Genomic DNA, 24,440 nt, shown 5'->3' with positions numbered 1-24,440 from the left:
AATTCCCTTAGTACCGAACGGTCAGATATTTCCCGGTTTTAAGATAAAACCGCAAATACCACATTTTAAAAAATCCCATATATTGCTACCAGACAAGGAAATTTATCAAGCAATTCATGACTCGGTACGTTTACTCATCATAGCCCCCGACTGGTTAATAAAAAAAAGTCAGGATGCAACATCACAGGAAATTGTAGAATTAGCAATCGAAAAAAATAGGAGCGTTTACCGCACTCAAAAAATCGAGTTAGGGGCAGAGGGACTAACCTTAGTAGAACTGTCTCAGCTTCCTGTAGGGAATTATCGAGTTTACTTGAAACACAGGGAAGACTGGGAATATCAAAATAAGAAATTTGAATGGTCGTTCAGTGTAGCTGAATATGTTCTCTCACCTTTGCAAGCTACCCTAAAAAGCCATGAATTGCAGGAACATAATTTAAATTGTCGCCTGCAAGTCGAGGGTTTTAATCAACCGCTTAACCAACCAATACAAGTTGAATTGTGGATTGGAGAACGCAAACTCGGTGAACAGCAACTAGAACCCGTCACAGTTGGCATTTATGACGCTAATTTCAATTTACCATTTTTCACTACTAAAAGATTAGAATTGCGGATCAGTTACCTCGATGCAGTGGCGACTGTTGTGATTCCCGGTTCCCAACAGGTATACCGAGGTACAACTTTCCTTTCAAATTTAGGGCGACAACTGCGAGTAAGCATGATGCCGCAACCGCAAACTAGGTTAGTGCGGGGACTGTATGTCAGTGAAAGTAGCAGGGTGGAAAATACCCCTGAGCCCGATATGAATGATGGCTGGTACGTGTCTGGGTGTGAAAGTAGCAAGGTGGAAAATACCCCTGCGATGATTGTTGACCCCACACCCGCCAACCGTCAAACGAAGTTGCGGTGGATGGTTGGAGCACAAGCAGCGCGGTTATTAATATTAGATTTGCAAGGAAATGTTTGCTGTGAAAAAGACTTAGGCGATGTCTTTTGCGGACAGGAAATAGATATTGAAGTGCCCGCACCTGTAGGTTTGATAGCTATTGCCGCTTGGATAGAAGATAAAGCTTGGGAAGGTTGGTCAACATTACTTGTTCCTTCAAAAGCACAGCTAGCTGTAAGCGCACCTGCAACTGCTAGTCCGGGCGCAACCGTAGAACTGAGTCTTACCGCCGATAAAGCCGCAGCCGTTTACGTACGAGTGCGGGATAGCTGTTTAACAGGTGCTAGTCCTGAAGAAAGTCTCGCCGCCTCACTCCAGGAAAAGTTACAAGAAGTAAGTAATTGGGCAACTTCCCGCTATATTACACAAAACCTCAGACAACACCCAGAATGGGGTCGTTTCAAAAGCACCAACGTAGTCGGCATTGACTTGGGTGCAACTCGTTCAAAGGTAGCTATTAAGCAGTACGGTCAAATTACTGCGATCGCTAGTATTCCTTCTGTGGTTGCGTATACTCAAGATGGAGCTTGCCTTGTAGGTGAGGAAGCTAAACGTCAAGCTGCACTCAACCCAGAAAATACTTTTCATTCTGTCAAGAAGTGGCTCGGACGCAAATATGATGAAGTCCTCCTCGAACCCAGTCAACTACCTTACCAAGTTACCAATGTTAACGGTGATATTGAGCTTAATTGTCCGAATTTAGGCAAACAATTGAAACCCCAAGAAATAGTAGCACAAATTATCAGACAACTGATTCAAGAGGCTAGTAACTACTTGGATGAAGAAGTAAATCAAGCCGTAATTACAGTTCCTGCTTATTTCAATGATGCTCAACGTCAAGCTACTAAAGAGGCTGGCAAACTTGCTGGAATAGAAGTATTGAGAATCATTGACGAATCTACAGCGGCGTGTTTAGCTTACGGGTTGGACAAAAAGTCTAACGAAACCATCTTGGTGTTTGACCTCGGTGGTAGCACGTTGGGCTTGTCCATTCTAGAAGTTGGCGATTGGGTGTTTGAAGTGGTAGCCACTGCCGAGGAGGCTCATGTAGGAGGTGATGAATTTGACAATCAAATTGTCGATTTCATCGCGAATGAATTCCAAAGATCCGAAGGAATTGACCTCCGAAAAGACAAACAAGCACTGCAACGTCTGACAGAAGCAGCAGAAAAAGCCAAGATTGAACTGTCGAGAGTTACCGAAGCCCAAATCTACTTGCCGTTTATTACCGCGACTCCAGACAAGCCAAAACACTTGAACACGACTTTGACGCGGGCCAAGTTTGAAGAAGTGTGCTCGGATTCGATCGATCGCTACCGCATCCTCGTAGAAAACGCCCTAGAAAACGCCATGCGCGAGGCCAAACTTGACAAATCTCACATTAATGAAGTTGTTTTAGTTGGCGGTTCTACTCAAATTCCAGCAGTTCAAGCATTAGTCAGGCAAATGCTGAATAAAGAACCTCAGCAGAGTATTAACCCAAATGAAGTAGTGACTTTCGGTGCTGCGATTCAAGCAAGTTTTCTTAATGAAAGTTATGGTTGCGTATATTTGCATGATTGGCCCGATCGCGCTAATGAAAAATTTTTGCCACGGACTGACTTTGCTGATGTAGCTTACTGCGGTATTGTTCGCGCCGATGAATTGGGTAAGGCTGAGGTTAGTTTCAAATTACCAGATGCTATTACTTCCTATAATATTGAGGCATTTGCTCTGTCTCAGTCGGGTAAAGAATGGTGCAGTGTCAAAAAGCGTTTGGAGGTTTACCTACCTATTTGAGCTGAATTTAAGCTACCTAAGTTCATTTATCCGGGCGATAAAAGTCCCGCAACTTTATACGTAAAGTGTGCTAGCGGGAAATTCGGGTTGCGGTTGTTTTGTAACGGTGTCCCGGTTGAATTCAGTTTATTGGATGCGGAACAAATCGCACTCAATACTTATCAAGGCAATCAAGCTAAGGTAATTTTTAAAGTACAGCCTGGTGAGTGGCAGGCCTAAGTGCAGGATTTAGTTACTCAAGATTATGATGTTTGCGTTCGCACTGTTGGTGAACTCGGTAAGTTTCAAGCAGTGGCACAGCGCTTTCAATTATTGCGGGCTGGTGAAACTTTTGATTTGCGATCGCACCAAGTCTTGGAATTGCAAGTTTTATCCTGTTTAGAAAAGCCTTTTAACTTGCTGTGCCATGCAACTACCAATTACGAACATCACTGCTGCCAACAAACGGCTGCTAAGCTTCTAGCTGCGGTTGCTTCTCTAACAGCAGGAGGCGATGCGACGAAGTTGCGCGATGTAATTATAGCTGGAGTGGCGCGAAAACAAAAGATGTATTTGCCGGGAAAAGGATTGGCTTTATACCCTCCAGAAAGGGAATGGCGTGATGCGGTTCAAGCAGATAATTATTGGGGTAGAATATCTGCCCAACATCTATGCGATTTAAGTACGATCATCGAAGATTGGAGTACCTTTGCCGCAGATATACCAGTCAAAATTCAATTGAGTAAAACGAATAGTTCTCTACAACCGGGTAATACTGTTGAACTAATTGCCGAAGTGAAATCTTACCAACCGGGTTTGTTACTGCAAGTATGTTGGCCGCCTGCACTTTCTCGTTGGGAAGGAGGAGGGGAAGTCAAACGATTTTCAGTAGACTTTTGCGGTCAAAAAACTCTCAGAATTCCGCTGCGAGTCACTGGTTACACTTCACCTGCTGGCGAACATTGGCGCGCGGTGGTAAGGAATATGTTTAATGAAGAAGAAACGGGTAATTCTGGATTGTTGCGCGTTCAAGTTGGTGGTTGATAACCAATGACTATTGACAGTACGGCTGCTGTTGCTAGCAATAGCAGAATTCCGGCTGCACCTGCTAGCGGCTTGGCGGCAATTCCTGTAATCCATTCTGGTACGCTAGAAGTAGGTTTAATTGCGCCTTCTGTATCTACGATAGTTATACCCCAAATCCAAGCTGCGTGAATGCCGATCGCCAATCCTAAACTGCCATTGTCGGCGATGCGGGCTAATGTTAAAACCATTCCCATCAGCCACAATCCGGGCAGTTGCGGTAGAGTTTCTTTGGCTGCCCAAATTAGGTGGGCGATAGCGAAAATGAAACTGGCGATCGCTGCTGCGATTAGCACTGAGTAATCTTGCTGGAGAATTGTTTGCAAGCAGCCGCGAAAGATTAACTCTTCTGTGGCACTAATCCACATTCCTAATAACAGAGTCAGCAGACTAGCAGGGTTAAAAATTAAAGCCCAAGGATTAATTTTTTTTTCGCCTGTTTCGCTGGATATTTCCCCGATTTGTAGCTCGATCCAGCCTGCGCTTAATTGCATACCGAATAAAATTACTAAGCTGATTATTCCTAATCCTAATCCCCGCATTAATGACATCAAAACTGCGGGTTGCCAACCCCAACCCCAGTTAACAAAAGATGTATTTTCGATCCAACTTGTCGCCCATAAAATGAAGGGGACAATCACGTAGAGGGAAGCGAGTAAAGGTAGTTTTTTGTTTCCCAGGGGTTGGGGCGGATGCCATTTGAGGGCGATCGCCAGCACAATCGCTGCGGGAAGCCACAAAACAACCCACGTCGAGAAAAACAAGATTATTTTGACAATTGCTGGTATTGACGGCGACAGCAGTCGCAGGTTGTTTATGCTATTCCACATTTAAGGGGTTGCAACTATAATACTGTTGACTGTTGGCTGTTGACTGTTAATGGTTAACTAATGACGAATGACTAATAACTAATGACTACCGATCGAGCTTCCGCTGAATTTGCCTCAGAGACTGGTACATTTCCGGCAAGCGGTTGTATACGGCTGCGGCTTTGAGAAATAGTTTGTGGGGAATTGCTGGAACGCCAGTCACGATCGCACCTGCGGGCACGTCACTGTGAATTCCGGCTTTAGCAGTGGCGATCGCCCCATCTCCGATTTTGGCTTGATTGGCAATTCCCACTTGACCTGCCAAAATTACATTGTTGCCAATTTTCACCCCGCCAGCCATGCCAACGTGAGCGGCAAACGCACAATTTTTCCCGACTTGACAGCCGTGACCTACCTGTACTAAATTGTCGATTTTTGTATTTTGGCCGATGCGGGTTTCTCCGACAGCGGGCCTGTCGATCGTGCTATTGCAGCCAACCTCAACGCCCTCTTCTAACACAGTGCAGCCAGACTGCTCCATTTTCACCCATCCTGTGGCTGTGGGCACGAACCCAAAACCTTCGGAACCAATAGCCGCACCGCTGTGAATCACGCAATTTGCCCCGATGCGAGTACGTTCGTGAATGACGCAATTAGCGTGTAAAACTGTGCCTTCGCCTATTTCTGCATCTGGGTAAATTACGACATTTGGATGAATGCAAACGTTGCTGCCAATTTTGACTTTTGCTTGAATAACGACGTGGGGGCCGATATAGACATTTTCACCAATTTCTGCTGAGGGGTGAACGACGGCTGAGGGATGAATTTCGGATGCTGGGCGAAACGGTTGATAGAAAATGGCGATCGTTTCAGCAAATAACAATCGCGGATCTGCTGCGGCAATCCAAGCAATGTTGCGATCGTCACATTGAGCTTGAAGACTTTCATCTAAGGGTAAAATTAAAGCCGAAGCATTTGTAGTGGCTGTATGAACGGCAAATTTAGCACCTTCTATATAACTGATTGTGCCCGATGGAGCTTCATCAACCGGGGCCGCGCCTGTAATTTCTGGGTCGGTAGCAACCGACGCTGTGAGGGTGCGACTGGTGGCTAAGTTAAGTTTTTGTACTATTTCGCTAAACTTCATCTATAAAAATTTGTTGTTAGCACAGATGGATCATAGTTAAAATTACCAGCTTTCGAGCACGATCTGAGCAGTTGCCATTTAAAAAACAAAAACCCCGATTTCTTCAAGAAATAGGGGTTGTAGCGCTCGATTATTTTTGGCAATTATTTTACAGAAACTGCATCTACGTCAACGGTGCTGCCTTGGGCTTCAGAATAATGGGCACCCGTGGCTTCGGATGCTGAGGCTGTCTCTGTTTGGCGGGATTTAAAGTAGTCGATCGCCATTTGGGACACTTCGGAAATCAGCAAGACAGCAATTGCCACATCGTCAATTTGTCCGATGACGGGGAGAAAGTCTGGGGCAATGTCAATCGGGCTTACCAGATATGCCAGCGTTCCCAGAATAATCCACCAGCGGTATTTGGGGTTGCGGAGGGTGTCGCGGTACCAGTTGTAAACAGATTGTATAGAAAAGTTCATGGAGTTGTCCTCTACTTATATTTTCAATCTTGACAAATTGTCGCTCAAAATGCTTGTGGAGATATCCCCCCTAGGGTTGGCAAGAGACTTCTACCTGGGAGTATAGGGAATGGGGGAGGGAGAAGTTGTCAAGCTGTGTTGAAAGGGCGGGGACTCTTGACAACGCCCCTACAGAAACCTGACAGAGGAAAGCCGATAGAATTAATATGTGTTTATCTGCTGTTTTAAATAATATTCATATCTCTCACTCACGAATTTTGAAAGATCCATTTTTGGTCGCCGATCGCAATTTCGCAGCCATTTGGTAGCCAAAAAGGCTCGTTAGCCGCCAGCCTCTGCCCACCCACAAAAGTGCCGTTGGAACTGCCGCTATCGACAAGCTGATACCGCTGTTTGCCAAGTTCGTCAGTGGCGCGGCGGATTTGAGCGTGGTAGCGCGAACTTTGCGGATCTTGTAATACTAAAGTGTTGGTTGGTTCGCGTCCAATTGTAAAGGGATTGGCTGTTAGGGCGATCGCTTCTCCAGAAAGTTTGTAGATTAAATATGCGGTTGTTTTGCGCTCGCTGCTTGCGAGTACCGTTGGTGCAAGTTGGGGAGGATTTCTCCCAGGAGGGAGGCTGTTTTGAGCAAGTTGTTGTGTCAGTTGTTGTAAATCTCCATCGAACCCTGCTGCTGTGTCTGAAGCTGGAAGACTCGCAGGAGAATTACCTGAAATTAAGTTTAACTGCTGTACGGGAGATTGAGGAACAATCGGACGGCCTGCTTCGGCAATTCTCATTTGCAGGGCAGCCGCATTTTCTGCTTCTTGTCGGGCACTCATTCCCTCAACTTGGCGAATAACTCCGTTTGTTTCGGGAAAGCTGACATCGCCAATTCGCACGTCTTCTAAGTTAAAACCTAGGGTATAAAAATCTTGGACGCGATCGAGCAAATTTTGGCGCAGCAACAGCCGTCCTTGACTGATAAGCTGTTGTAGGGGTATTTGCCCGATCGCTAATCCCATACAATCCTTAACTGCACTTGCTAAAGCACCTATAGGATCGGACAATTCCAAAGCTACCCGTTTCGGATCTATAACTTGATAAATAACGGTCAGAGTGGCATCAATTAAAAATCGATCCTTAGACAAAAAATCTCCGTGCGACTGCACCTCCAAATTGCGGAGTTTGGTGTCTACGAGGACAATTTGAGACTGTTCCAGCAGGGGAAGGGCGAAGCTGAAATGTCGCCCGGATTTCAGGGTACGCACGGCGCGGCCGTTTTTGACCAACACACCCGTGTAACCCGCCCCTATAAAGTCCATACTAAACCCGGCCCAGCGTTCTGGAGTTATCGTTTGAATTAGGGGAGAAGCGTTGTTCATGGGAGGGAGTTGAGGGAGGGAAGATTCTATTTTTAGGGTAACAAATTGCTGGGGACGAGCGATCGGGCGGTGTGCCGGTTCTGCAACCTCTATTCTATACTTCTGGACTCCCCCCGATTCAGGCCGGACTGGATCGAGTTTGCACCCCAGCAACCCACCTTCTGTTTGTACTGCATTCCCACTTTTGCCATCGCCCACCGGGAAGCAATATTTTCAGATTTAGAAACCGCTACAATGCGATCGACTTCGAGAGTTTGAAACCCGTATTCTCAGATAGCAAACGCTGCTTCAGTTACCGAACTCACGCCCCCAGCTTATATCTATTTGTACTCACTTACTCACTCGGCTTAAAGTGCATACATTCGCAAATAATCTTTAAATTATCTGCATTGCATCTGCGGTTTCCCTATCAATCAAAGATTTATGCAATAAGTCTAGTAGCCCGATCGCCCTTTCATTCACCGCACCAAAAAAGCCACACACTCAACATGAGAAGTCTGAGGAAAGAAATCCGCCGGCTGCACTCGCGCCAACTTATAATCCCCATTTTCGCATAAAATCTTCAGGTCGCGAGCCAAAGTAGCAGGCTTGCAGCTAACATAAACAATGCGATTTGGTTTGATTTCCTTGATAGCTTCCAAAACCGCGCGATCGCACCCTTTCCTCGGCGGATCTAGCAACACAATATCCGGTGTCAATCCCAAGGAAGGCAGCAAACTCTCTACAGTTCCCGCCTGAAACTCGACATTTCTCACGTCATTTAACTCAGCATTTAATTGGGCTTGTTCGATTGCCGCCGGTTGCACTTCTAAACCTATGGCTATTTTTACTTGTTTTGCCAGGGGTAAAGTAAAAGTACCAATTCCGCAGAAAGCGTCAACCAAAATCTCATTTCCCTGCAAATTCAATTCCCCTACCATCACCTCTAACAACGCTTCAGCCGCCTCTGTATTTACCTGAAAAAAAGTATCTGCTCTTAGCTGAAATTTCAAACCAGCAAAGCTTTCTCGCAGATAAGAACGACCAGCAATGCAGCGAGTTTCAGAACCAAAAATCACATTAGTTTGAGCGGGATTTATATTCAAACAAACCCCTGCCAGTTGAGGATAGCGATTCAGCCACTCTGATGCTTGCTCTTCGAGGCCCGGCAACTCTCCAGTGCGAACTATTAAAGTTAGCAGCATCTCGCCCGTGCGCCGTCCGATCCGCAAGGACAAGTGACGCACTTCTCCTGTATGTTTCTTTTCGTCGTAGACTTGCCAATCCCGCCAGTGGATGTCTTCTTTGACTTCTTTTAACAGAGGATTGAGGCGCGGATCTTGCACCGGACACTGATTGAGATTGACTAATTTGTGGGTGCTTTTTTGATAGTAACCTGCTTGGACTTGATTTGTTGCAGATATTGCCACAGGATAAGTCGCTTTGTTGCGGTATCCCAAAAATTGAGGAAATCCCTCGATTTTTCCCGTTAAAATTTCATCAACTTGCAGATTGCTAAATCCGCCAATCCTTTCTAAGGCTTGAATGATTTGATTTTGCTTGGCTGCAAGCTGATATGGATAATCTACGTGCTGCCACTGACAGCCGCCGCACTTGTCGGCGACAATGCAGTTAGCTCGAATACGGTGTTCGGAGGCTTCCAGAAGTGTGTCCAGCTTGCCTGTAGCATAGGTGGATTTGACTTGCACGAGACGGACAAGGACTCGATCGCCCGTCACTGTATCGGGCACAAACACTACTAACTCACCAAAACGACCAACTCCATCGCCGGTGTCTGTCAAGTCGGTAATCTCTATCTCAATCAGTTGACCTTGCTGGCAAGGGTTTGCCAATTTCGTCGAGTTTGGGGTGGGGAATTTAGATTTGGTCACAAGTAGTCATGGTAGGATTTAATATGGTAATGCAATATCGCTCTCTCTTTCCTGAGATAAGTCGTAGCGAAGCGGGGCGTAAGCCATCGCACTCAAGCTCAATTGCAGGCGGTCTTCCTGCTGCTGAACGTCTTGCTGCTAAAGCCAAGCTTCAACCGGGGAGTCAAGCTTGTCGCGAGTTGCCTCGATCCCGTCGGTGCGATCGGCTGTTGGGGCGATGTAGCAAAAACTCGTTAAACAGTCAAAGTGTCTGCCGACATCCAAACTCTCACTCGCAGTTTTTGAGTTTTTCCCGCAGTACCCTGGAACACAAGGAAACTGGCTTGAATATCAAGCATAACGCTTGGGGAGATTTACCCTCTACTTCTAGGATTGATAAATGTTAGGAGCAAGGCGAGTCTGCGAACCAAGAATCCCGTCGCCAACAGATGGGAATGTTTATTAATGTTATCCTCAAATTTGAATAACAATGAGCGTAGTTAGCCAATTAATTCTCCAAGCCGACGACGAACTTCGCTATCCCAGTACCGGCGAACTTCAAAGCATCAAAGATTTTTTTAAAACCGGAGAACAGCGGGTGCGTATTGCTACTGCGCTGTCTGACAGTGAGAAAAAAATTGTTGAAGAAGCTAGCAAAAAACTCTGGAAAAAACGCCCTGACTTTATCTCTCCTGGGGGCAATGCTTACGGCCAGCGCGAACGGGCTTTGTGTCTGCGCGACTACGGCTGGTACTTGCGCCTGATTACCTACGGTATCTTGGCGGGTGACAAGGAGCCGATCGAAAGCATCGGTTTGATTGGCGTTCGGGAAATGTATAATTCTCTCGGCGTTCCTGTTCCTGGCATGGTCGAAGCTATCCGCTGTTTGAAGGAAGCTTCTTTGGCTTTGCTGAATCAGGAGGATGCTAAGGAAGCAGCTCCTTATTTTGATTATATCGCTCAGGCAATGTCTTAATTGCTTTGGTGATTGCTTTGATGAATGTGGCGGAGCATTCGCGGGTGATTTTTGGGGTGATTTTATCTCGCAATTGCTCGCAAATGTTTCGCTTCTGTTTTGGGAAAGGAAATCTGCCTAATTTCTGCTAGGAAGCAATGCTGTTTAAGCTTTCCCAAATGTTGAGTTCGTATTGTCTTTCAATGCACATTTGAATTAAAAAGTCAAGTGTTTTTGGGAGAGATTGTTTTTTGAATTTCCTGCTGTCGTACAGAATGGATGTTTTGAGCTGCGAGAGTTCTCCAAGGGTGGGGCAGGTTTGGATATTATGGGCGATCGCATTTTGCCATTCTTCCAGCCTGCGGTAGCTGACAAACAGGCCGCCTCTATCCCGATGGTGGACGAAAACCACGAAAGCCCAGGATTCGACTCGTTTAATCAGGTTTTGGCTGATTTTGAGCAGTTGGGCGATCGACCTGACGGTGATGCGGAGCTTTTTTGAGGGTTGGATGCGGCGAAACAGTGCTGTCATGGCTGTATACTCAGGGCTTGAGAGACAAGTTCTGTTTAGAGTCAATTACATATTACTATATCAGACTCTCATTGCACTTGTGCAATAAAGATTAATTTAAACTTCTTAAGCTCAGATGTTGCTCGTGAACCCTCAATCATTGATGCTGTGCTAGTTTGAGAGTTAACGTAAGTGGGAAAAATGTCAGGACTCTCTAACAAAGCTGTGGTAGACAAAGAGCAGGAATTGCGTCCCGTTCGCTTCACGGAAACGGGGCGGATGCGTTTGGGGAAGATTTTAAAAGCAGCAAGACAGACAACAGGCTGGTCTGTCAGCGAAACAGAGTTTAAAACCAAGGGATATGAAGAGGCGCTGTTCACAGCTACAAATCAACCCGTACCTAAAGATGTGGGTATCAGTGCGGCAACAGTCAACCGTTACGAACGTGGGAAGCTCGATAATTTGGATTGGCGATCGCTCTCTCTGTTATGCTTTGTGCTCAAGCCGATCGATCCGGTGACTGGGGAAGCCCTGGAACCGACAAATGCGCTTTATATCGCTTGCGAACATCCGCCGTACAATGACGCGAAGCTTTACGAGTAGTTGGTTGCTGACATCTGAACTGATGCAACTAAATTCTTGAGATGGGGAGTTTTGAACCGCAGATATTAGCTGATGAACGCTGATGTCATTTTATCTGTGTTGATCTGCGGTGATTGATTACCGATCGCCCTTTTGTTTAGCAATTAAAGCTTTAGCTTGCTGCCACAGAGATTCTAACTCTTCTGGAGCATAATCTGATAAAGGTCGATCGCACGCAGCCTCTACCTTTGCAAACCGCTGCACAAAGCGATCGTTTGTTCCTTGCAAAGCAGCCGACGGATCTAAATCGTACCAGCGAGCTAATTGAATCAACACAAACATAATATCTCCTAATTCCGACTGCTGCGCTGCCTTATCCTCGTGTTTGAGAGCGTGTTCAAACTCGGCCATTTCTTCGTGAAATTTCTCCCAAACGCCGTCTACACTGTCCCAATCAAAACTCACTTCCGCAGCTTTTTGAGAGATTTTCATCCCGGCGGTTATCGGCGGTAAAGTGCTGGCATAACGGCTCATTTTCGAGGCTAAAGTTGGCGGCTTTTCCGAAGTTGTGCCTTTTTCTGCTGCTTTGATTTTTTCCCAGTTTTCGTTGACTTCATCCACGCTGTTGAGTTCGACATCGCCGAAGACGTGGGGATGCCGCCGAATTAGTTTTTCTGTAATGCCCGCAGCGATTTCTGCGAAAGTAAATTGATTGGATTCGCTGGCAATTTGAGCTTGCAGAATTACCTGTAACAGTAAGTCACCCAATTCTTCGACGATCGCATCTTTATCTCCTTTGCGAATCGCGTCGGCGGTTTCATAAGCTTCTTCTATGATGTGAGGAACTAGAGTTTGGGGAGTTTGGGCTAAATCCCAAGGACATCCGCCGTCTGGCGATCGCAATTTAGCCACAACTTCTATAAGCTCTTTGAGTGCTGTGAGCGATCGACTTTCAGAATTAGACATAATAATTTACCTTTTATATCAACCGCCAAGACGGTTATAACGTTGTTAAGGGTTCCAACCATTAATTTTATTACTTCTTCCTTCTTACTTCTTCCTTCTTCCTTCTTACTTCTTCCTTCTTCCTTCTTCCTTCTTCCTCCTTCCTTCTGCTATGGATTTGCTAGATGTGCGAGTGGGAGCTTTGATTTTGGGCCTCTTAATTGTCTTAGGATGGCGCAACCCGCTCAATCCTTTCTTTTTGAATCTTTTGTAAGCCGAGCCGCCCCAATCGCTCAGATAGTGGCTCATAGCGCCCAATTCTAGACCGATGTAAACGGCTAAAATTTCGATGTGGTGTTCCCAGATCGATCGCCCGTAGCTCAAAACCACATCCTGCCAATTCCCGCCTAAATTCCCGACTTTTTCGGCAATTGCCAATCCCAACATTCCGAGAACCGCAATCCAGATAGCGAGGTACAAGATTCGCAAAGCAGTGCCGATCAGAGGGCCGTGGGACAAAAAAGAGCGGTGGCGCAGGCTTTTTTGGTACGGGAGCCAAATCGGTTTGAACCATCCCCAGCGCTGATACTGGCAAGAGTAGATATCCAAGTCGGGGCCAAACATCAGCCCGCCGAATAAGAAGCTGCCGGAAACGAGCAAAGTCAGGTTGCTGCTCTGAGTCTGGCCAAAGGTGAGGGCTGCCACCAAGGGCAAACTCCACATGGTTATTTGATCGTGGGTGCGGCCAGAGGGCATTTAAAGTTTAGGATTTTTTTTACTTGATCTTTCTGAGTTACTGTGATATGATAAATCCCGGTGAGTGCAATTGGGTGATTAGCTCAGTGGTAGAGCGCCTGCTTTACACGCAGGATGCCGTAGGTTCAAATCCTACATTACCCATCCGATAACTCAATATCAACAGTTTCAGCCGTTTTTAGCCGTCAAGCCGAGAACGGCTTTAACTTTTGCTGTTGACGGCTGACTTTTGAATTTGGTGACGACTAAATTTAACATTCTGTGGCGGATGTCTCAAAAGTTGGCACCCAATGCTAGAAAATTAATTTATTGATTTTCTTTTTTAGAACCGTGTATATGAAGCCTAAAATAACCAGCCCGATCGCGTGGCAGCAAGCTGAACTGCTCATGCAGCCAGCCATGATCCGAGTGCTCGACAACATCCGCAAACAATTAGAGGAGTCTGTCTGGACGGGCACTTATCAAGAAGTCCAGATTCCAATTCCGGGCTATCAACTAATTTTAGAGCTTCAAGGCGAGCAAAGATGCGTCGATATTTGGGAACTTTGCTATCGAGTCTGCTTTGTCAACTACCAGCCCGCCCACTCTCAACTGCAAAGCCAGGAAGTCGTAATTGACACTAGCTTGATTGACGATGACACTGGCGATGTAGATTGGAATCGTCTTGATGCCAAAGCCAGTCAATTAATACAAGAAATATTTGCCAATTTGGGCAAATAGTCAGTTGTCAGTTGTCAGTTGACAGGGAAGCAGTAGTTAACAGTTAACAGTCAACGGTCATTAGTCAATAGTCAACAGTCAACACTCAACAAAATTTTATGCTGATTCAAGAATTGCACGACATTCAAGCAGCGGCTGGTGCTACTTTTGCAGAGTTAACAACCAAAGAAATTGTGCCAGTGAGTTTTGGTAACGACGCAGAAGCGATCGCAGCAACTAAACAAGGTGCGGCTTTGTACGATCGCACTCACTGGGGACGCATTCAAATCGCAGATAGCGATCGACTGCGGTTCTTGCACAATCAAAGTACCAATAACTTCAATATACTCAAACCCGGTCAAGGTTGCGATACCGTTTTCGTCACATCCACCGCCCGGACGATCGACCTCGCCACCGCTTACGCGACAGAAGATGCCGTACTGCTGTTAGTCTCAGCCAACCGCCGCCGCCAACTGCTGGAATTGCTCGATCGGTATATTTTCCCAATGGATCGCGTTGAGTTAACAGATTTAACTGATACAACTGTTGCTTTCAGTTTCATCGGGCCCGAAAGCACTCAAATGCTAGAAAAAATCGGAGTTACCGAACTAGAAAATCAACCTTACGCTACTCACAAATTGATAAATTTTGCAGGTATGGAAGTCAGAGTTGCGGTTGGTAGCGGTTTAGCAACTCCCGGATACACGTTAATTGCGCCAGCAAGCGATGCAGCAAGCTTGTGGAAGGAATTAGTCCAAGCTGGGGCCGTACCGATGGGCGATCGAGTTTGGGAACAACTGCGAATCGAACAAGGACGCCCCGCACCCGATTTTGAACTCACAGATGATTACAACCCCTTAGAAGCCCGCCTTTTACACACTATTACCTATGACAAAGGCTGCTACATCGGTCAAGAAACAATTGCCCGGTTGAATACCTACAAAGGAGTCAAACAGCAGCTTTGGGGCGTGCAGTTGAGCGGTGCGGTTGAACCAGGAACAACAGTCACAATCGGAGAGGAAAAAGTCGGCAAACTCACCAGTTTTACGGAAACTGAATCCGGCTTTTTTGGTCTTGCTTACATCCGCACAAAAGCCGGCGGCGAAGGACTGAAAGTGCAAGTCGGAGCGGTATCAGGGGAAGTAGTAAATCTACCTTTCTTGAGTTCCTGATTGCGCTCGATCTCCTGTTGGCGCCGCAGCGCCCAAAACTTTTTTGTTGAGGTTGATTTAGGTGAATTTAAACGTAATAAATTGACACGAATCCTATCTTTATATAGATTCCCAAACAAACAACAGCAATAATTCTGCATTACACTCGTCACAGAAAAAAAAGAGTTTTTCAGTGAAAAAGTTTACATCCCGCTTAATTACAATTTGCCTGCGAGTAGGAATAATCTTTGCTGTAGGAATAGTGCAGATTTTTAGACGATTATAAAAAAATTTAATTGAACGGTTTTCCCGTCCGAAAATTCGCGATCGGCTTCCGCGCTTTAGACTGAATGGATCGGGTAAAATTCCTAAGTTTGTTTTGGGCTCGCTCCGCGATAAATTACAACTTGAAGGTGCGATCGATTACTTAAGTTAGACGATTGCTGCTTGGGGTAGATACATCAATAGTCACGATCGACAATGGCAACCTCTTCCCCTTGATGACCCATTAGCAGACATCCTCACTCAACGGGCCAGTTTGAGCGAATTAGATCCCAGACTATTACTCAAGCTACCGGAAATTTTTGGAGATTTAGTACACTCACCACGCTTCGTCGAGACTGTTGCTGACCTGTTTCCTAGTTTTCATGAGTTCGGTGCTAAAGCAACGCTAGCCCGATTGTCCTAGGCACCATCCGCCTCCGTGAGGAAACTTATTTGACACTGCCACGGCTGCACTACGTTAAACCCGTGGGATTCTCCCGCCTAGCCCAGCTCTATGTCTACGAGTGCAAAGACCAATTCAGCAGCCCATACAGCGCAATATTTATTGAGGTCATTCTTTCCGATCTTCTCTCTTGCCAAAGCATCTATCTTAAGGCGGATTCTCCAGAGGAAGTAACTCAGGTTGAATAGAGAAGACCGTGTATGCATACGGATGGATATTCATGAAGCGCGACGCCAGAGGCAAGTTTGTTAGCAATTGGAAATCGGAGACGAAACAACGAGTGAGCGTATCTCTGACTAATACAGCATGGCGATCGCTAGATAAAGAGGCTCACAGGCGAGGAATTTCTCGCTCTGAAGTCATTGAAAACTTTGCCCGCACTCTTGAATGCCAACAGTTGTTCCCTGCCCAAGAAACTGAGCGCAAGGTGGCAACGATTCTTGAAAGCATTACGGATGCTTTTGTCGCCTTCGATCGCGATTGGCGCTACACCTATGTGAATCGGGCGGCGGCTAAAATCCTGCACAAAACGCCACAAGAGCTATTGGGAAAGCACGTTTGGAATGATGTTTTTCCTGAGCTAGTCGGTGCAATTCCCTATCGAGAACTACATCGGGCAGTGACGGAACAAGTCCCTGTTTCCTGGGAAGAATTTGGGGAATCTGTCGAGTCTTGGATAGAGGCAAATGCCTACCCATCTGCCGAAGGTGTCGCAGTTTATTTTCGGGATGTGACAGAGCGCAAACGCTTGGAATCAGAACTGCGGCAGCGAGAGCAACAGTTCAAGATGGTGGCTGAAAATGCCCCAGACATTATTACCCGTTTTGATGCAGAATTTCGCCATATTTATGTCAGCCCTTCTGTAGAATTGGTAACAGGTATTCCATCAGGGGAATTTGTTGGCAAGACCAATGTTGAGCTAGGAATGCCAGAAGACCTCAATCGTTTATGGCATGATGGTTTACGGCAAGTCTTTGCAACAGGGCAGGAACAGACGATTGAATTTAAGTTTCCGACTCTAAATAGTATTCGATGGTATCAGGCACGTATTGTCCCCGAATTTGCCAGTGATGATTCTGTTGTATCAGTGCTGAGTATTGCTCGTGATGTGACGGATTACAAACAGGTTGAACAGGCATTACGAGAGAGCGAAGAACGCCTGCAATTGGCACTGACGGCAGCTCAGATATTTGTCTGGGATATGGATTTGCAGACCAATGAGGTGGTGTGTTCTGGTAATGCTCTAGAGGTTTGGGGTCTTCACGAAGGCACAGGAGAAGACTTTTTTGCGCTCATTCATCCAGATGATCGACAACGGGTGATCCAAGCGACCCAACGGGCAAGTGCTGGAGAACATTCCTACATGCAGGAGTATCGGGTAATTTGTCCGGACGGCGTTGTGCGCTGGATCAATAGTCAGGGACAAGTTTATCTGGATGAAACCGGACGGGGAGTTCGCATGATTGGCGTTTCGGTTGATATCACAGAGCGCAAACAAATGGAAGCGGAGCGCGATCGCCTTTTAAAACGAGAACAAACTGCCCGACTCGAAGCAGAAAGCGAACGCAAGCGGTTGTATGACATCCTGATGCAGTTCCCCGCCATGATTGGCATTGTTAAAGGTTCCGATCTCGTGTATGAATTTGCCAATCCAAGCTATCTGCAAGTGGCTGGGCACACTTCAGACATTATCGGGAAATCAATGCGGGACGTTTTCCCCGAGCTAGAGGGACAAATTTACTTTGAAGCGCTCGATCGCGTTTACCGGACGGGAGAACCGTTCATTGGAAATGAGTCGCCTGCTTACTGGGATCGAAACAGTGATGGTGTGTTGCAAGAGGGATTCTTCAACTACATCTTTGCGCCTTGGCGGGATGCTGAAGGAACCATTCAGGGTGTGTTGATTTATAACATTGACGTGACAGCCGAAGTTCAGGCTCGGCGACAGATTGAGTCACTGCTGGCAGAGCTACAGGAAAAAGAACGGCAGCAGCAGTTTTTGATTGAACTGAATGACGCGATTCGTGTCATTCAAGACTCGAAGGAAATTATGTGGCGGGTGGTTAGCTCCGCAGGAGAGCACCTCAATGTCACTCGCTGTACCTACGGCGAAATTGATTCTACTCAGGAATATGTCATCGTCGATCGCGACTATTGCAATGGTGTCATCAGCGTGGTGGGTAGACATCACATGGATTCGTTTGGCCCTGAACTTATTGCTGAATTAAAGCAGGGCAAAACTATTGTCGTAGATGATGTCGCTCGCGATCCTAGGACTGCCGGATCGGGGGCTGCGACCTTTGACGCAATCCAAACCCAATCTCTCCTATGTGTTCCATTGGTGAAAGAAGGGCGATTTGTTGCATTGTTGGTGTTGCACCATGTCTCTGTTCGCCACTGGACCGAGGAAGATGTGGTGCTGATGGAACGCATTGCCGAAAAAACCTGGCTAGCCGTGGAGCGATCGCGGGCAGAAGCGGAATTGCGAGAAAGTGAAGCTCACCTGCAACTCGCTCTGAAGGTTGGACGCATGGGAACCTGGGACTGGGACATACAGACCAATGCCTTGCTTTGGTCAGAAGCTCACTTCACGATACTAGGGCTAAAACCGAATGAGTGCGAACCGGGCTATAAGGTTTGGGCAAGTCGGGTTCATCCCGATGACCTAGCACAAGCTGAGGCGAAATTTCAGCAAGCCATAGCTGAAAAGAAAGAGTATCACCATGAATATCGCCTCTGTTGGTCAGATGGCTCGGTTCACTGGGTGGAAGCGAGAGGAAAGTTTACTTATGATGTTCAGGGAAATCCCAAGCACTCGATCGGCGTCGTCATCGATATCACACAACGCAAGCAAGCAGAAGAGGCGTTGCGTCAAGCCCTACAAAAGCTCAACTTCCATGTTGAAAACTCTCCAATGGCAGTGGTTGAATGGGATCGAGACTTTCGACTCATTCGGTGGTCTGCTGGTGCAGAGCGCATTTTGGGCTGGAAAGCCGAAGAAATGCTGGGCAGATATTTAACAGAGATACCTTTTGTCTTTGAGGAAGACATGGAAGCAGTTGCTCAAGTCTGCCAACGGCTGGTCTATGGCGAAGAACCCCATATTTTTTCATACAATCGCAATTACACCGAAGATCGCAACATTGTGCATTGCGAGTGGTATAACTCCAGTCTCAGGGACGAGTCGGGACGGATGATTTCGGTATTATCGCTGGTGCTGGATGTGACGGAGCGCAAGCAAGCAGAACAAGAACGGGAACAACTGTTAGAACGCGAGCGCCTTGCACGCTCCGAAGCAGAAGCCGCACAGCGCCAACTGGAAACCATCTTTGAAACATCACCCATTGGACTTGCTCTGTTAGATGAAAAGCAGCGATTTATTGCCATCAACGAAGCATTAGCAGAAATTAATGGATTAACCCGCGAGCAGCACTTAGGCTCTTCAATTCGAGAACTTTTTAGTCAGTTCGATCCCAAATTAGTCGAAGTCTTCGATCGGATTTACACAACAGGGAATCCTTTCATCTCACCGAACTTTGCGGTGAATGTTCCCGCACGCAGCGATCGCCGTCCCGGTTACTACAATGTTTACTATCTCCCAACGGTTAACTCAACTAGCCAGGTAGAAGGCGTTCTAGTTTATGTGGTAGATGTGACGGAACGGGTGCATTTAGAACGTGCCCAAGGCTTTCTCTCTGAGGCGAGTGCAGTGCTTGCATCCTCACTCGATTATCAAACGACTCTAGAGCGAGTCGCGCAGCTTACAGTACCGGAATTAGCCGACTGGTGTACGGTTCACATCATAGAAGAGGATGGTGCGATCGAGCAGATTGCGGTTGCTCACATCGACCCTGCCAAGCTTTCATGGGCATATCAGATTAGAGACAAGTATCCTCTGAACCCGGATGACCCTCGCGGTGCTGCATACACATTGCGAACTGGACAACCGGATTTTGTGCCGGAGATTCCGGATGAACTGTTAGTACACGCAGCGCGTGACTCAGAGCATTTAGAAATTCTGCGGCAGGTTGGATTCCAATCGGTAATGACGGTGCCATTACGAACTCAGGCACGAATTCTAGGGGTCATTTCCTTTATCTCAGCCGAATCTGGACGACGGTATACCTCAGCAGATTTGCAACTGGCAGAGGAATTGGCTCGTCGTGCTTCTTTGGCGATCGACAATGCTCAGTTGTACCGGGTAGCTCAACGCGATCGCACAAAAGCAGAAGCCGCTAACCGGATTAAAGACGAATTCTTAGCGGTATTGTCCCACGAGTTGCGATCGCCTCTCAATCCAATTCTGGGCTGGACAAAATTGCTGCGAACTGGGCGACTAGATACCACAAAAACCCAGCAAGCCCTGGAAACGATCGAACGCAATGCCAAGCTGCAAGCTCAATTAATTGAGGACTTATTGGATGTCTCGCGCATTCTGCAAGGAAAAATGACGTTTAACGTCGCTCCTGTGAATCTAGCGGCAATGATTGAGGCTGCACGGGAAACGGTACGACTGGCAGCCGAAGCCAAACACATTCAAATCCAGACCACATTTAATCCTATTTCAGGAACGGTTTCAGGCGATACCAATCGCCTCCAACAAGTAGTCTGGAACCTGCTCTCCAATGCTGTGAAGTTCACCCCAACCGGAGGACGAGTCGAGGTGCAACTAGAACAGGTTGGTATGTATGCTCAGATTCAAGTCAAAGATACTGGAAAAGGCATCAGACGAGACTTTTTACCCCATGTGTTTGACTACTTCCGTCAAGAAGATGGTACAACAACCCGACAATTCGGCGGATTGGGATTGGGACTAGCGATCGTCCGTCATTTTACCGAACTGCATGGAGGAACCGTTCAAGCAGACAGCTTAGGACAGAACTTAGGGGCTACATTTACCATCCGGCTACCGTTAAACATCGTAGAGCCGGAACCCTCTTCTGATGACAGGCACGCAGAAAGTGCGGCAGACGACTTAGCAGGTGTTCGGGTCTTGGTTGTGGACGACGATGCCGATATGCGGGAGTTGGCAGCATTCACCCTGATGCAATCTGGCGCACAAGTTACGACAGCCGCTTCGGGGGTACAGGCGTTGACCCTCCTGAATCAATCTGTCCCCGATCTGCTCTTATGTGACATTGGAATGCCAGAGATGGATGGTTATGCCCTGATTCGACAAATTAGAAAGTGGTCGCCCCAACAGGGAGGCACGGTTCCTGCGATCGCACTTACTGCCTATGCTGGAGAAATCAATCAGCAGCAAGCCCTAGCTGCCGGATTTCAGGTGCATATCTCGAAGCCTTTTGAACATGAGGAATTGGTAAAAGCGATCGCCCGTTTGCTAAGACACTGAATGATTTGAGGATTAGCCTAATGCTGCTTGGTATAGATTTAGGAACAGGCTCTGCTAAGGCATTGCTCCTAGCGAGAGACGGAACCACTATAGGTGAAGCATCAAGCTCTTATCCTGTTCATGCACCCCAACCTGGATGGGCTGAGTCGGAACCAGGGGATTGGTGGTTAGCTGTTGCCTCGGCTGTTAGGAAGGCAGTGGGAGATCGCGCTGATCGGGTACAGGCGATCGCACTTTCAGGACAAATGCACGGTGTTGTCCTAGCTTCGCAGTCTGGTCAGCCCCTGCGTCCTGCTATCCTCTGGGCAGATACTCGCTCTAGTGCCGCGCTTAGCGCTTATCATTCGCTCGATGCCACTATTCTAGAGCGATTGGGCAACCCGATTACGGCTGGAATGGCGGGTCCAACTTTGTTGTGGCTACGAGAACACGAGGCTACTGTCTACACCGAAGCGCGTTGGGCACTTCAGCCAAAAGATTGGCTGCGGTTACGGATGACTGGAGAAGTTGCAACCGAACCATCTGATGCTAGCGGTACTTTGCTTTACGATGTTGTGTCGGACAACTGGGCTGGGGAAGCAATCGGGGCGCTGAATCTACGTGGTGATTGGTTACCAAAAATTATCCCCTCAAGTGCGATCTCCGGCTACCTAACAACTATTGCTTCAGAGCATCTCGGCTTACCTGTTGGCTTACCGATTATCGCTGGTGCTGCGGATACCGCAGCGGCGGCACTTGGTAACGGACTACTAGAGCCTGGTTTGGTTCAACTAACGATCGGCACAGGCGCTCAAATTATTACACCTCGATCGCAACCAATTATCGATCGTCATGGTCGTACACATCTCTATCGAGCCGCCGTACCGAACCAGTGGTACAGCCTTGCAGCCATGCAAAATGCGGGGTTAGCGCTTGAGTGGGTGCGAGGTATCCTCGGCTTGAGCTGGCAGCAAGTTTATACTAAAGCGTTTTCTGTTCCCCCAGGATGTGAAGGATTGACATTTTTGCCATACCTCACGGGTGAGCGAACTCCACACCTTGACCCTTATGTACGCGGGGCATGGGTGGGGCTGGGACTTCATCACACACAGGCGCACCTGATGCGGGCAGCTTTAGAGGGAGTTGCTTTTGCCTTGCGACAAGGTTTTGAGGCACTTGAGGCAACAGGTTTTAAAGCGACAGAACTGCGTTTAGCAGGCGGTGGAACGGCAGAAATGCCTTGGCAACAATTACTGACTGATGTATTGAGAATACCCCTCTATGCAACTACAGTTGCTGCTGCTTCCGCGCGTGGTGCTGCTCTACTGGCGGGTATCGGAATTGGTGTATACGCAGATGCTAATGACACCATCAAAATGGTAGCCACACCAACGCTTGCTGCAAGTCCGCAATCAGTTGATCCAACCCTAGAAGAGGCTTGGATGCGATATCAATCCCTTTATCCACGACTTAAAAATATCTGATCAGCATTTTATAAAAGTAATAATTGAGTCTTTATTAAAATTTAATTCTCATCAGGTATAAAGGGTTGCCAAAACTTTGTAATCCTAGATAAAAAACTAAAATTTTCTTAAAAACTATCACCTCTAAGTCGGGGAATTAAACAGTTTAAACTTTACTAAAAAATATAATAATTAAAATGATATATAAGACAGATTAGCTGGTATTAACCTTTTGACTCGATGGTTTAAGTTTGCTGCTGAAAGTAGTAGTGAATAGTCATCCGTAAGTAGAGAATATAAAAGTGCTTCAAAGAATATGACATCTACTATATTTTGGCAGCAATACCTTGCAATCAAGAACTACCATTGAAAGCGTCCATAGGTTGAGGGCTGACAGCTTCGACCGCCAGCAACTCAACGATTCACAACAAAAGCGCCTTGGGATTAATTGTGGTAGTTGACGCTCCCCCGTCACAGCGTAGCTTGACAGGGAATTCTTCCTTCACAGCTTGATGCCAAGTAAAAGCAGTGCCTTTACTTAGTCTTACTCTAGCTCCAGAAGCTACGGAGGTATGCCCTACGTCTCAAATTCGTAAACCTTTATCTCTAATGTTTTTAGCTGCATTGATGTTTCTATCCTGGTGAGGCAGACATGAGGGCATTCCCACTTTTTGATATCTAATGAAAGCCAATTTACAGCATATTGCAAGCTTATAGACAGCAATATCAGCATTTAGAAAACCAATTTTTAAGAGGTTGAGTATTAATTAAATTAAGTGCGAAGTGCGACCAGAATTTAGTAAGTGTGGAGGCGATGTAAAACACAATTATTAAACGATTATCAAGTATCAAAAGACGATATATTTGTCTAATTCATAGCGGTTTACATACTGTTAAATAGCTCTGTTTACTCCTGCTTACCTACTTATCAGATGGAATAAACTTGAGTTAAATAATGACATAATCTTCGCCCAAAACAGCTTGAGTGACCTGTGGTTCCGGCTCTACTGGGTCGCTGTAATGAGTCTCAATGTGTTGGATGAAACTTTCCCTATAAGCTTTGAGATGCGAGTTAAGTGCTTCGAGATCCTGCTCTCCTGTCGCGAAACATTTCTCTCTTCTGAAGTGACCGGATTCCTTCACAAAAGCCATGTCAACTTGCCACAAAGCCTTATCAATCGGGCGATATGACAAATCAACAATATCGTAAGCTGCGAATCCTTGGGACTTCATAAAACTCATTACATCATACATCTGACCGAACAAAGTAACTTCTACAATTACATATTCAGTCTGCTGCAAAATCTCAGTTGCTCCTGCTAAAACATCTAATTCCTTTCCGTCTACATCAACTTTAATTAAATACGGACCTGGCAAATTTCTTTCCCTGCATATCCCATCCAGGGTAATTGCTGGTATTTTTCTCAAATAAGGATAGCTGCTCTCAGGAACGCGATTTTCAGAAAGTGAAGAATGCACCATACCGGGACTGACGTTGAGGGTGAAAACTCCCGATTCTTTGCTCGCGGCTGCAATAATGTATTCTGCACTTTTGAGCTTGCGGCAAATTTTTGCGAGATAAGGTTCATTTTCGGCGATGGGCTCAATTAGCAAATGTCGCGCATCGGGGAAAGTTTCGTAAAGATTAAAAGTTCCCAATGCTGCACCGACATCAATCACAGTTTTTGGTTCAAAACCTAACTGTTTAGCCAGCAGCAAGCTGCCTGACATCGAGTTTCTGATAATTCCTGTTTGTTGGCTCACAATTTTTTCCTAATTTCAATGTAAATATAATTAATATTATGTCTTGCAGCAGAGTTATTGGGCGTTGCTGAATTTATGTATGATGTAGCGATCAAGAGCCAAAAACATTATTCAAAACAGGATGGAATCTTTAGCTA

Annotated in this window: 18 protein-coding genes, 1 tRNA gene and 2 pseudogenes; 12 read left to right on the top strand and 9 right to left on the bottom strand. The window is 46.5% G+C overall.

Features of this window, described 5'->3' with window-relative positions; translation table 11 throughout:
- Positions 1-1,306: 1,306 nt before the first annotated feature.
- The 3 genes and pseudogenes from QUA23_RS09610 to QUA23_RS09600 form a co-directional block, all read left to right on the top strand.
- A pseudogene (locus tag QUA23_RS09610) lies at positions 1,307-2,473 on the top strand (Hsp70 family protein); the annotation flags it as partial.
- 24 nt (positions 2,474-2,497) lie between these two features.
- Positions 2,498-2,725, top strand: coding sequence for an alpha-2-macroglobulin family protein (locus QUA23_RS09605; RefSeq protein WP_445243486.1), 228 nt, complete (start codon positions 2,498-2,500; stop codon positions 2,723-2,725).
- A gap of 219 nt (positions 2,726-2,944) precedes the next feature.
- Positions 2,945-3,748, top strand: coding sequence for a hypothetical protein (locus tag QUA23_RS09600; protein WP_333075584.1), 804 nt, complete (start codon positions 2,945-2,947; stop codon positions 3,746-3,748).
- On the opposite strand, the gene QUA23_RS09595 is transcribed toward QUA23_RS09600, so the two are convergent.
- The 5 genes from QUA23_RS09595 to rlmD form a co-directional block, all read right to left on the bottom strand.
- Entirely contained in the window at positions 3,733-4,617 is an 885-nt protein-coding gene (locus QUA23_RS09595; RefSeq protein WP_333075586.1) for a CPBP family glutamic-type intramembrane protease, read from the bottom strand. The two genes, QUA23_RS09600 and QUA23_RS09595, sit on opposite strands and share 16 nt — an antisense overlap.
- Before the next feature lie 85 nt (positions 4,618-4,702).
- A complete protein-coding gene (lpxD, locus tag QUA23_RS09590; protein ID WP_333075588.1) occupies positions 4,703-5,743 on the bottom strand; it encodes a UDP-3-O-(3-hydroxymyristoyl)glucosamine N-acyltransferase in 1,041 nt (346 codons plus the stop codon).
- Positions 5,744-5,886: 143 nt separating this feature from the next.
- On the bottom strand, positions 5,887-6,204 hold the full coding sequence (locus QUA23_RS09585) for a YkvA family protein (RefSeq protein ID WP_333063952.1): 318 nt from the start codon (positions 6,202-6,204) through the stop codon (positions 5,887-5,889).
- Positions 6,205-6,452: 248 nt separating this feature from the next.
- Positions 6,453-7,766: an SPFH domain-containing protein gene (locus tag QUA23_RS09580; RefSeq protein ID WP_333075590.1), complete on the bottom strand. Its 1,314-nt coding sequence runs from the start codon at positions 7,764-7,766 to the stop codon at positions 6,453-6,455.
- A gap of 260 nt (positions 7,767-8,026) precedes the next feature.
- Complete coding sequence (gene rlmD / locus QUA23_RS09575; protein WP_333075592.1) at positions 8,027-9,439, bottom strand: 23S rRNA (uracil(1939)-C(5))-methyltransferase RlmD; 1,413 nt, start codon at positions 9,437-9,439, stop codon at positions 8,027-8,029.
- An 8-nt stretch (positions 9,440-9,447) separates the two neighbouring features.
- On the opposite strand from rlmD, the gene QUA23_RS09570 reads away from it, so the two are divergent.
- Together QUA23_RS09570 and QUA23_RS09565 are read left to right on the top strand one after the other, a co-directional pair.
- Complete coding sequence (locus tag QUA23_RS09570; protein WP_333075593.1) at positions 9,448-9,825, top strand: hypothetical protein; 378 nt, start codon at positions 9,448-9,450, stop codon at positions 9,823-9,825.
- An 83-nt stretch (positions 9,826-9,908) separates the two neighbouring features.
- Positions 9,909-10,394: an allophycocyanin subunit alpha-B gene (locus QUA23_RS09565; protein ID WP_333063958.1), complete on the top strand. Its 486-nt coding sequence runs from the start codon at positions 9,909-9,911 to the stop codon at positions 10,392-10,394.
- 127 nt (positions 10,395-10,521) lie between these two features.
- Here QUA23_RS09565 and QUA23_RS09560 read toward each other — a convergent pair whose 3' ends face one another.
- Positions 10,522-10,905, bottom strand: coding sequence for a hypothetical protein (locus QUA23_RS09560; RefSeq protein ID WP_333075595.1), 384 nt, complete (start codon positions 10,903-10,905; stop codon positions 10,522-10,524).
- 180 nt (positions 10,906-11,085) lie between these two features.
- On the opposite strand from QUA23_RS09560, the gene QUA23_RS09555 reads away from it, so the two are divergent.
- Complete coding sequence (locus QUA23_RS09555) at positions 11,086-11,487, top strand: helix-turn-helix domain-containing protein (RefSeq protein ID WP_172192721.1); 402 nt, start codon at positions 11,086-11,088, stop codon at positions 11,485-11,487.
- Positions 11,488-11,604: 117 nt separating this feature from the next.
- Here the strand turns inward: QUA23_RS09555 and mazG are convergent, their stop codons facing one another.
- Both mazG and QUA23_RS09545 read right to left on the bottom strand, forming a co-directional pair.
- Positions 11,605-12,432 (bottom strand): nucleoside triphosphate pyrophosphohydrolase, encoded by an 828-nt coding sequence (gene mazG, locus QUA23_RS09550; RefSeq protein WP_333075597.1) that lies wholly within the window; start codon positions 12,430-12,432, stop codon positions 11,605-11,607.
- Between the two features lie 105 nt (positions 12,433-12,537).
- Positions 12,538-13,167, bottom strand: coding sequence for a metal-binding protein (locus tag QUA23_RS09545; protein WP_333075599.1), 630 nt, complete (start codon positions 13,165-13,167; stop codon positions 12,538-12,540).
- A gap of 72 nt (positions 13,168-13,239) precedes the next feature.
- Here QUA23_RS09545 and QUA23_RS09540 point away from each other — a divergent pair.
- From QUA23_RS09540 to xylB, 6 genes and pseudogenes are all read left to right on the top strand, one after another.
- Positions 13,240-13,311, top strand: a tRNA-Val gene (locus QUA23_RS09540).
- A gap of 192 nt (positions 13,312-13,503) precedes the next feature.
- Positions 13,504-13,887: a hypothetical protein gene (locus tag QUA23_RS09535; RefSeq protein WP_333036076.1), complete on the top strand. Its 384-nt coding sequence runs from the start codon at positions 13,504-13,506 to the stop codon at positions 13,885-13,887.
- Between the two features lie 101 nt (positions 13,888-13,988).
- On the top strand, positions 13,989-15,038 hold the full coding sequence (gene ygfZ, locus QUA23_RS09530; protein ID WP_333075606.1) for a CAF17-like 4Fe-4S cluster assembly/insertion protein YgfZ: 1,050 nt from the start codon (positions 13,989-13,991) through the stop codon (positions 15,036-15,038).
- 274 nt (positions 15,039-15,312) lie between these two features.
- Positions 15,313-15,705 (top strand): annotated as a pseudogene (locus QUA23_RS31030) (hypothetical protein).
- 259 nt (positions 15,706-15,964) lie between these two features.
- Positions 15,965-21,097: a PAS domain S-box protein gene (locus QUA23_RS09525; protein WP_445243485.1), complete on the top strand. Its 5,133-nt coding sequence runs from the start codon at positions 15,965-15,967 to the stop codon at positions 21,095-21,097.
- A 20-nt stretch (positions 21,098-21,117) separates the two neighbouring features.
- Positions 21,118-22,560: a xylulokinase gene (gene xylB, locus QUA23_RS09520; protein ID WP_333075601.1), complete on the top strand. Its 1,443-nt coding sequence runs from the start codon at positions 21,118-21,120 to the stop codon at positions 22,558-22,560.
- 927 nt (positions 22,561-23,487) lie between these two features.
- Here xylB and QUA23_RS09515 read toward each other — a convergent pair.
- Entirely contained in the window at positions 23,488-24,303 is an 816-nt protein-coding gene (locus tag QUA23_RS09515; protein WP_333075603.1) for an FkbM family methyltransferase, read from the bottom strand.
- Positions 24,304-24,440 lie beyond the last annotated feature (137 nt).

This window comes from Microcoleus sp. Pol1C5 (genome assembly GCF_036701115.1).
Taxonomy (GTDB): Bacteria; Cyanobacteriota; Cyanobacteriia; order Cyanobacteriales; family Microcoleaceae; genus Microcoleus.
Note: the sequence above shows the minus strand (reverse complement) of the source record. Positions and strands in the feature narration are given on the sequence as shown.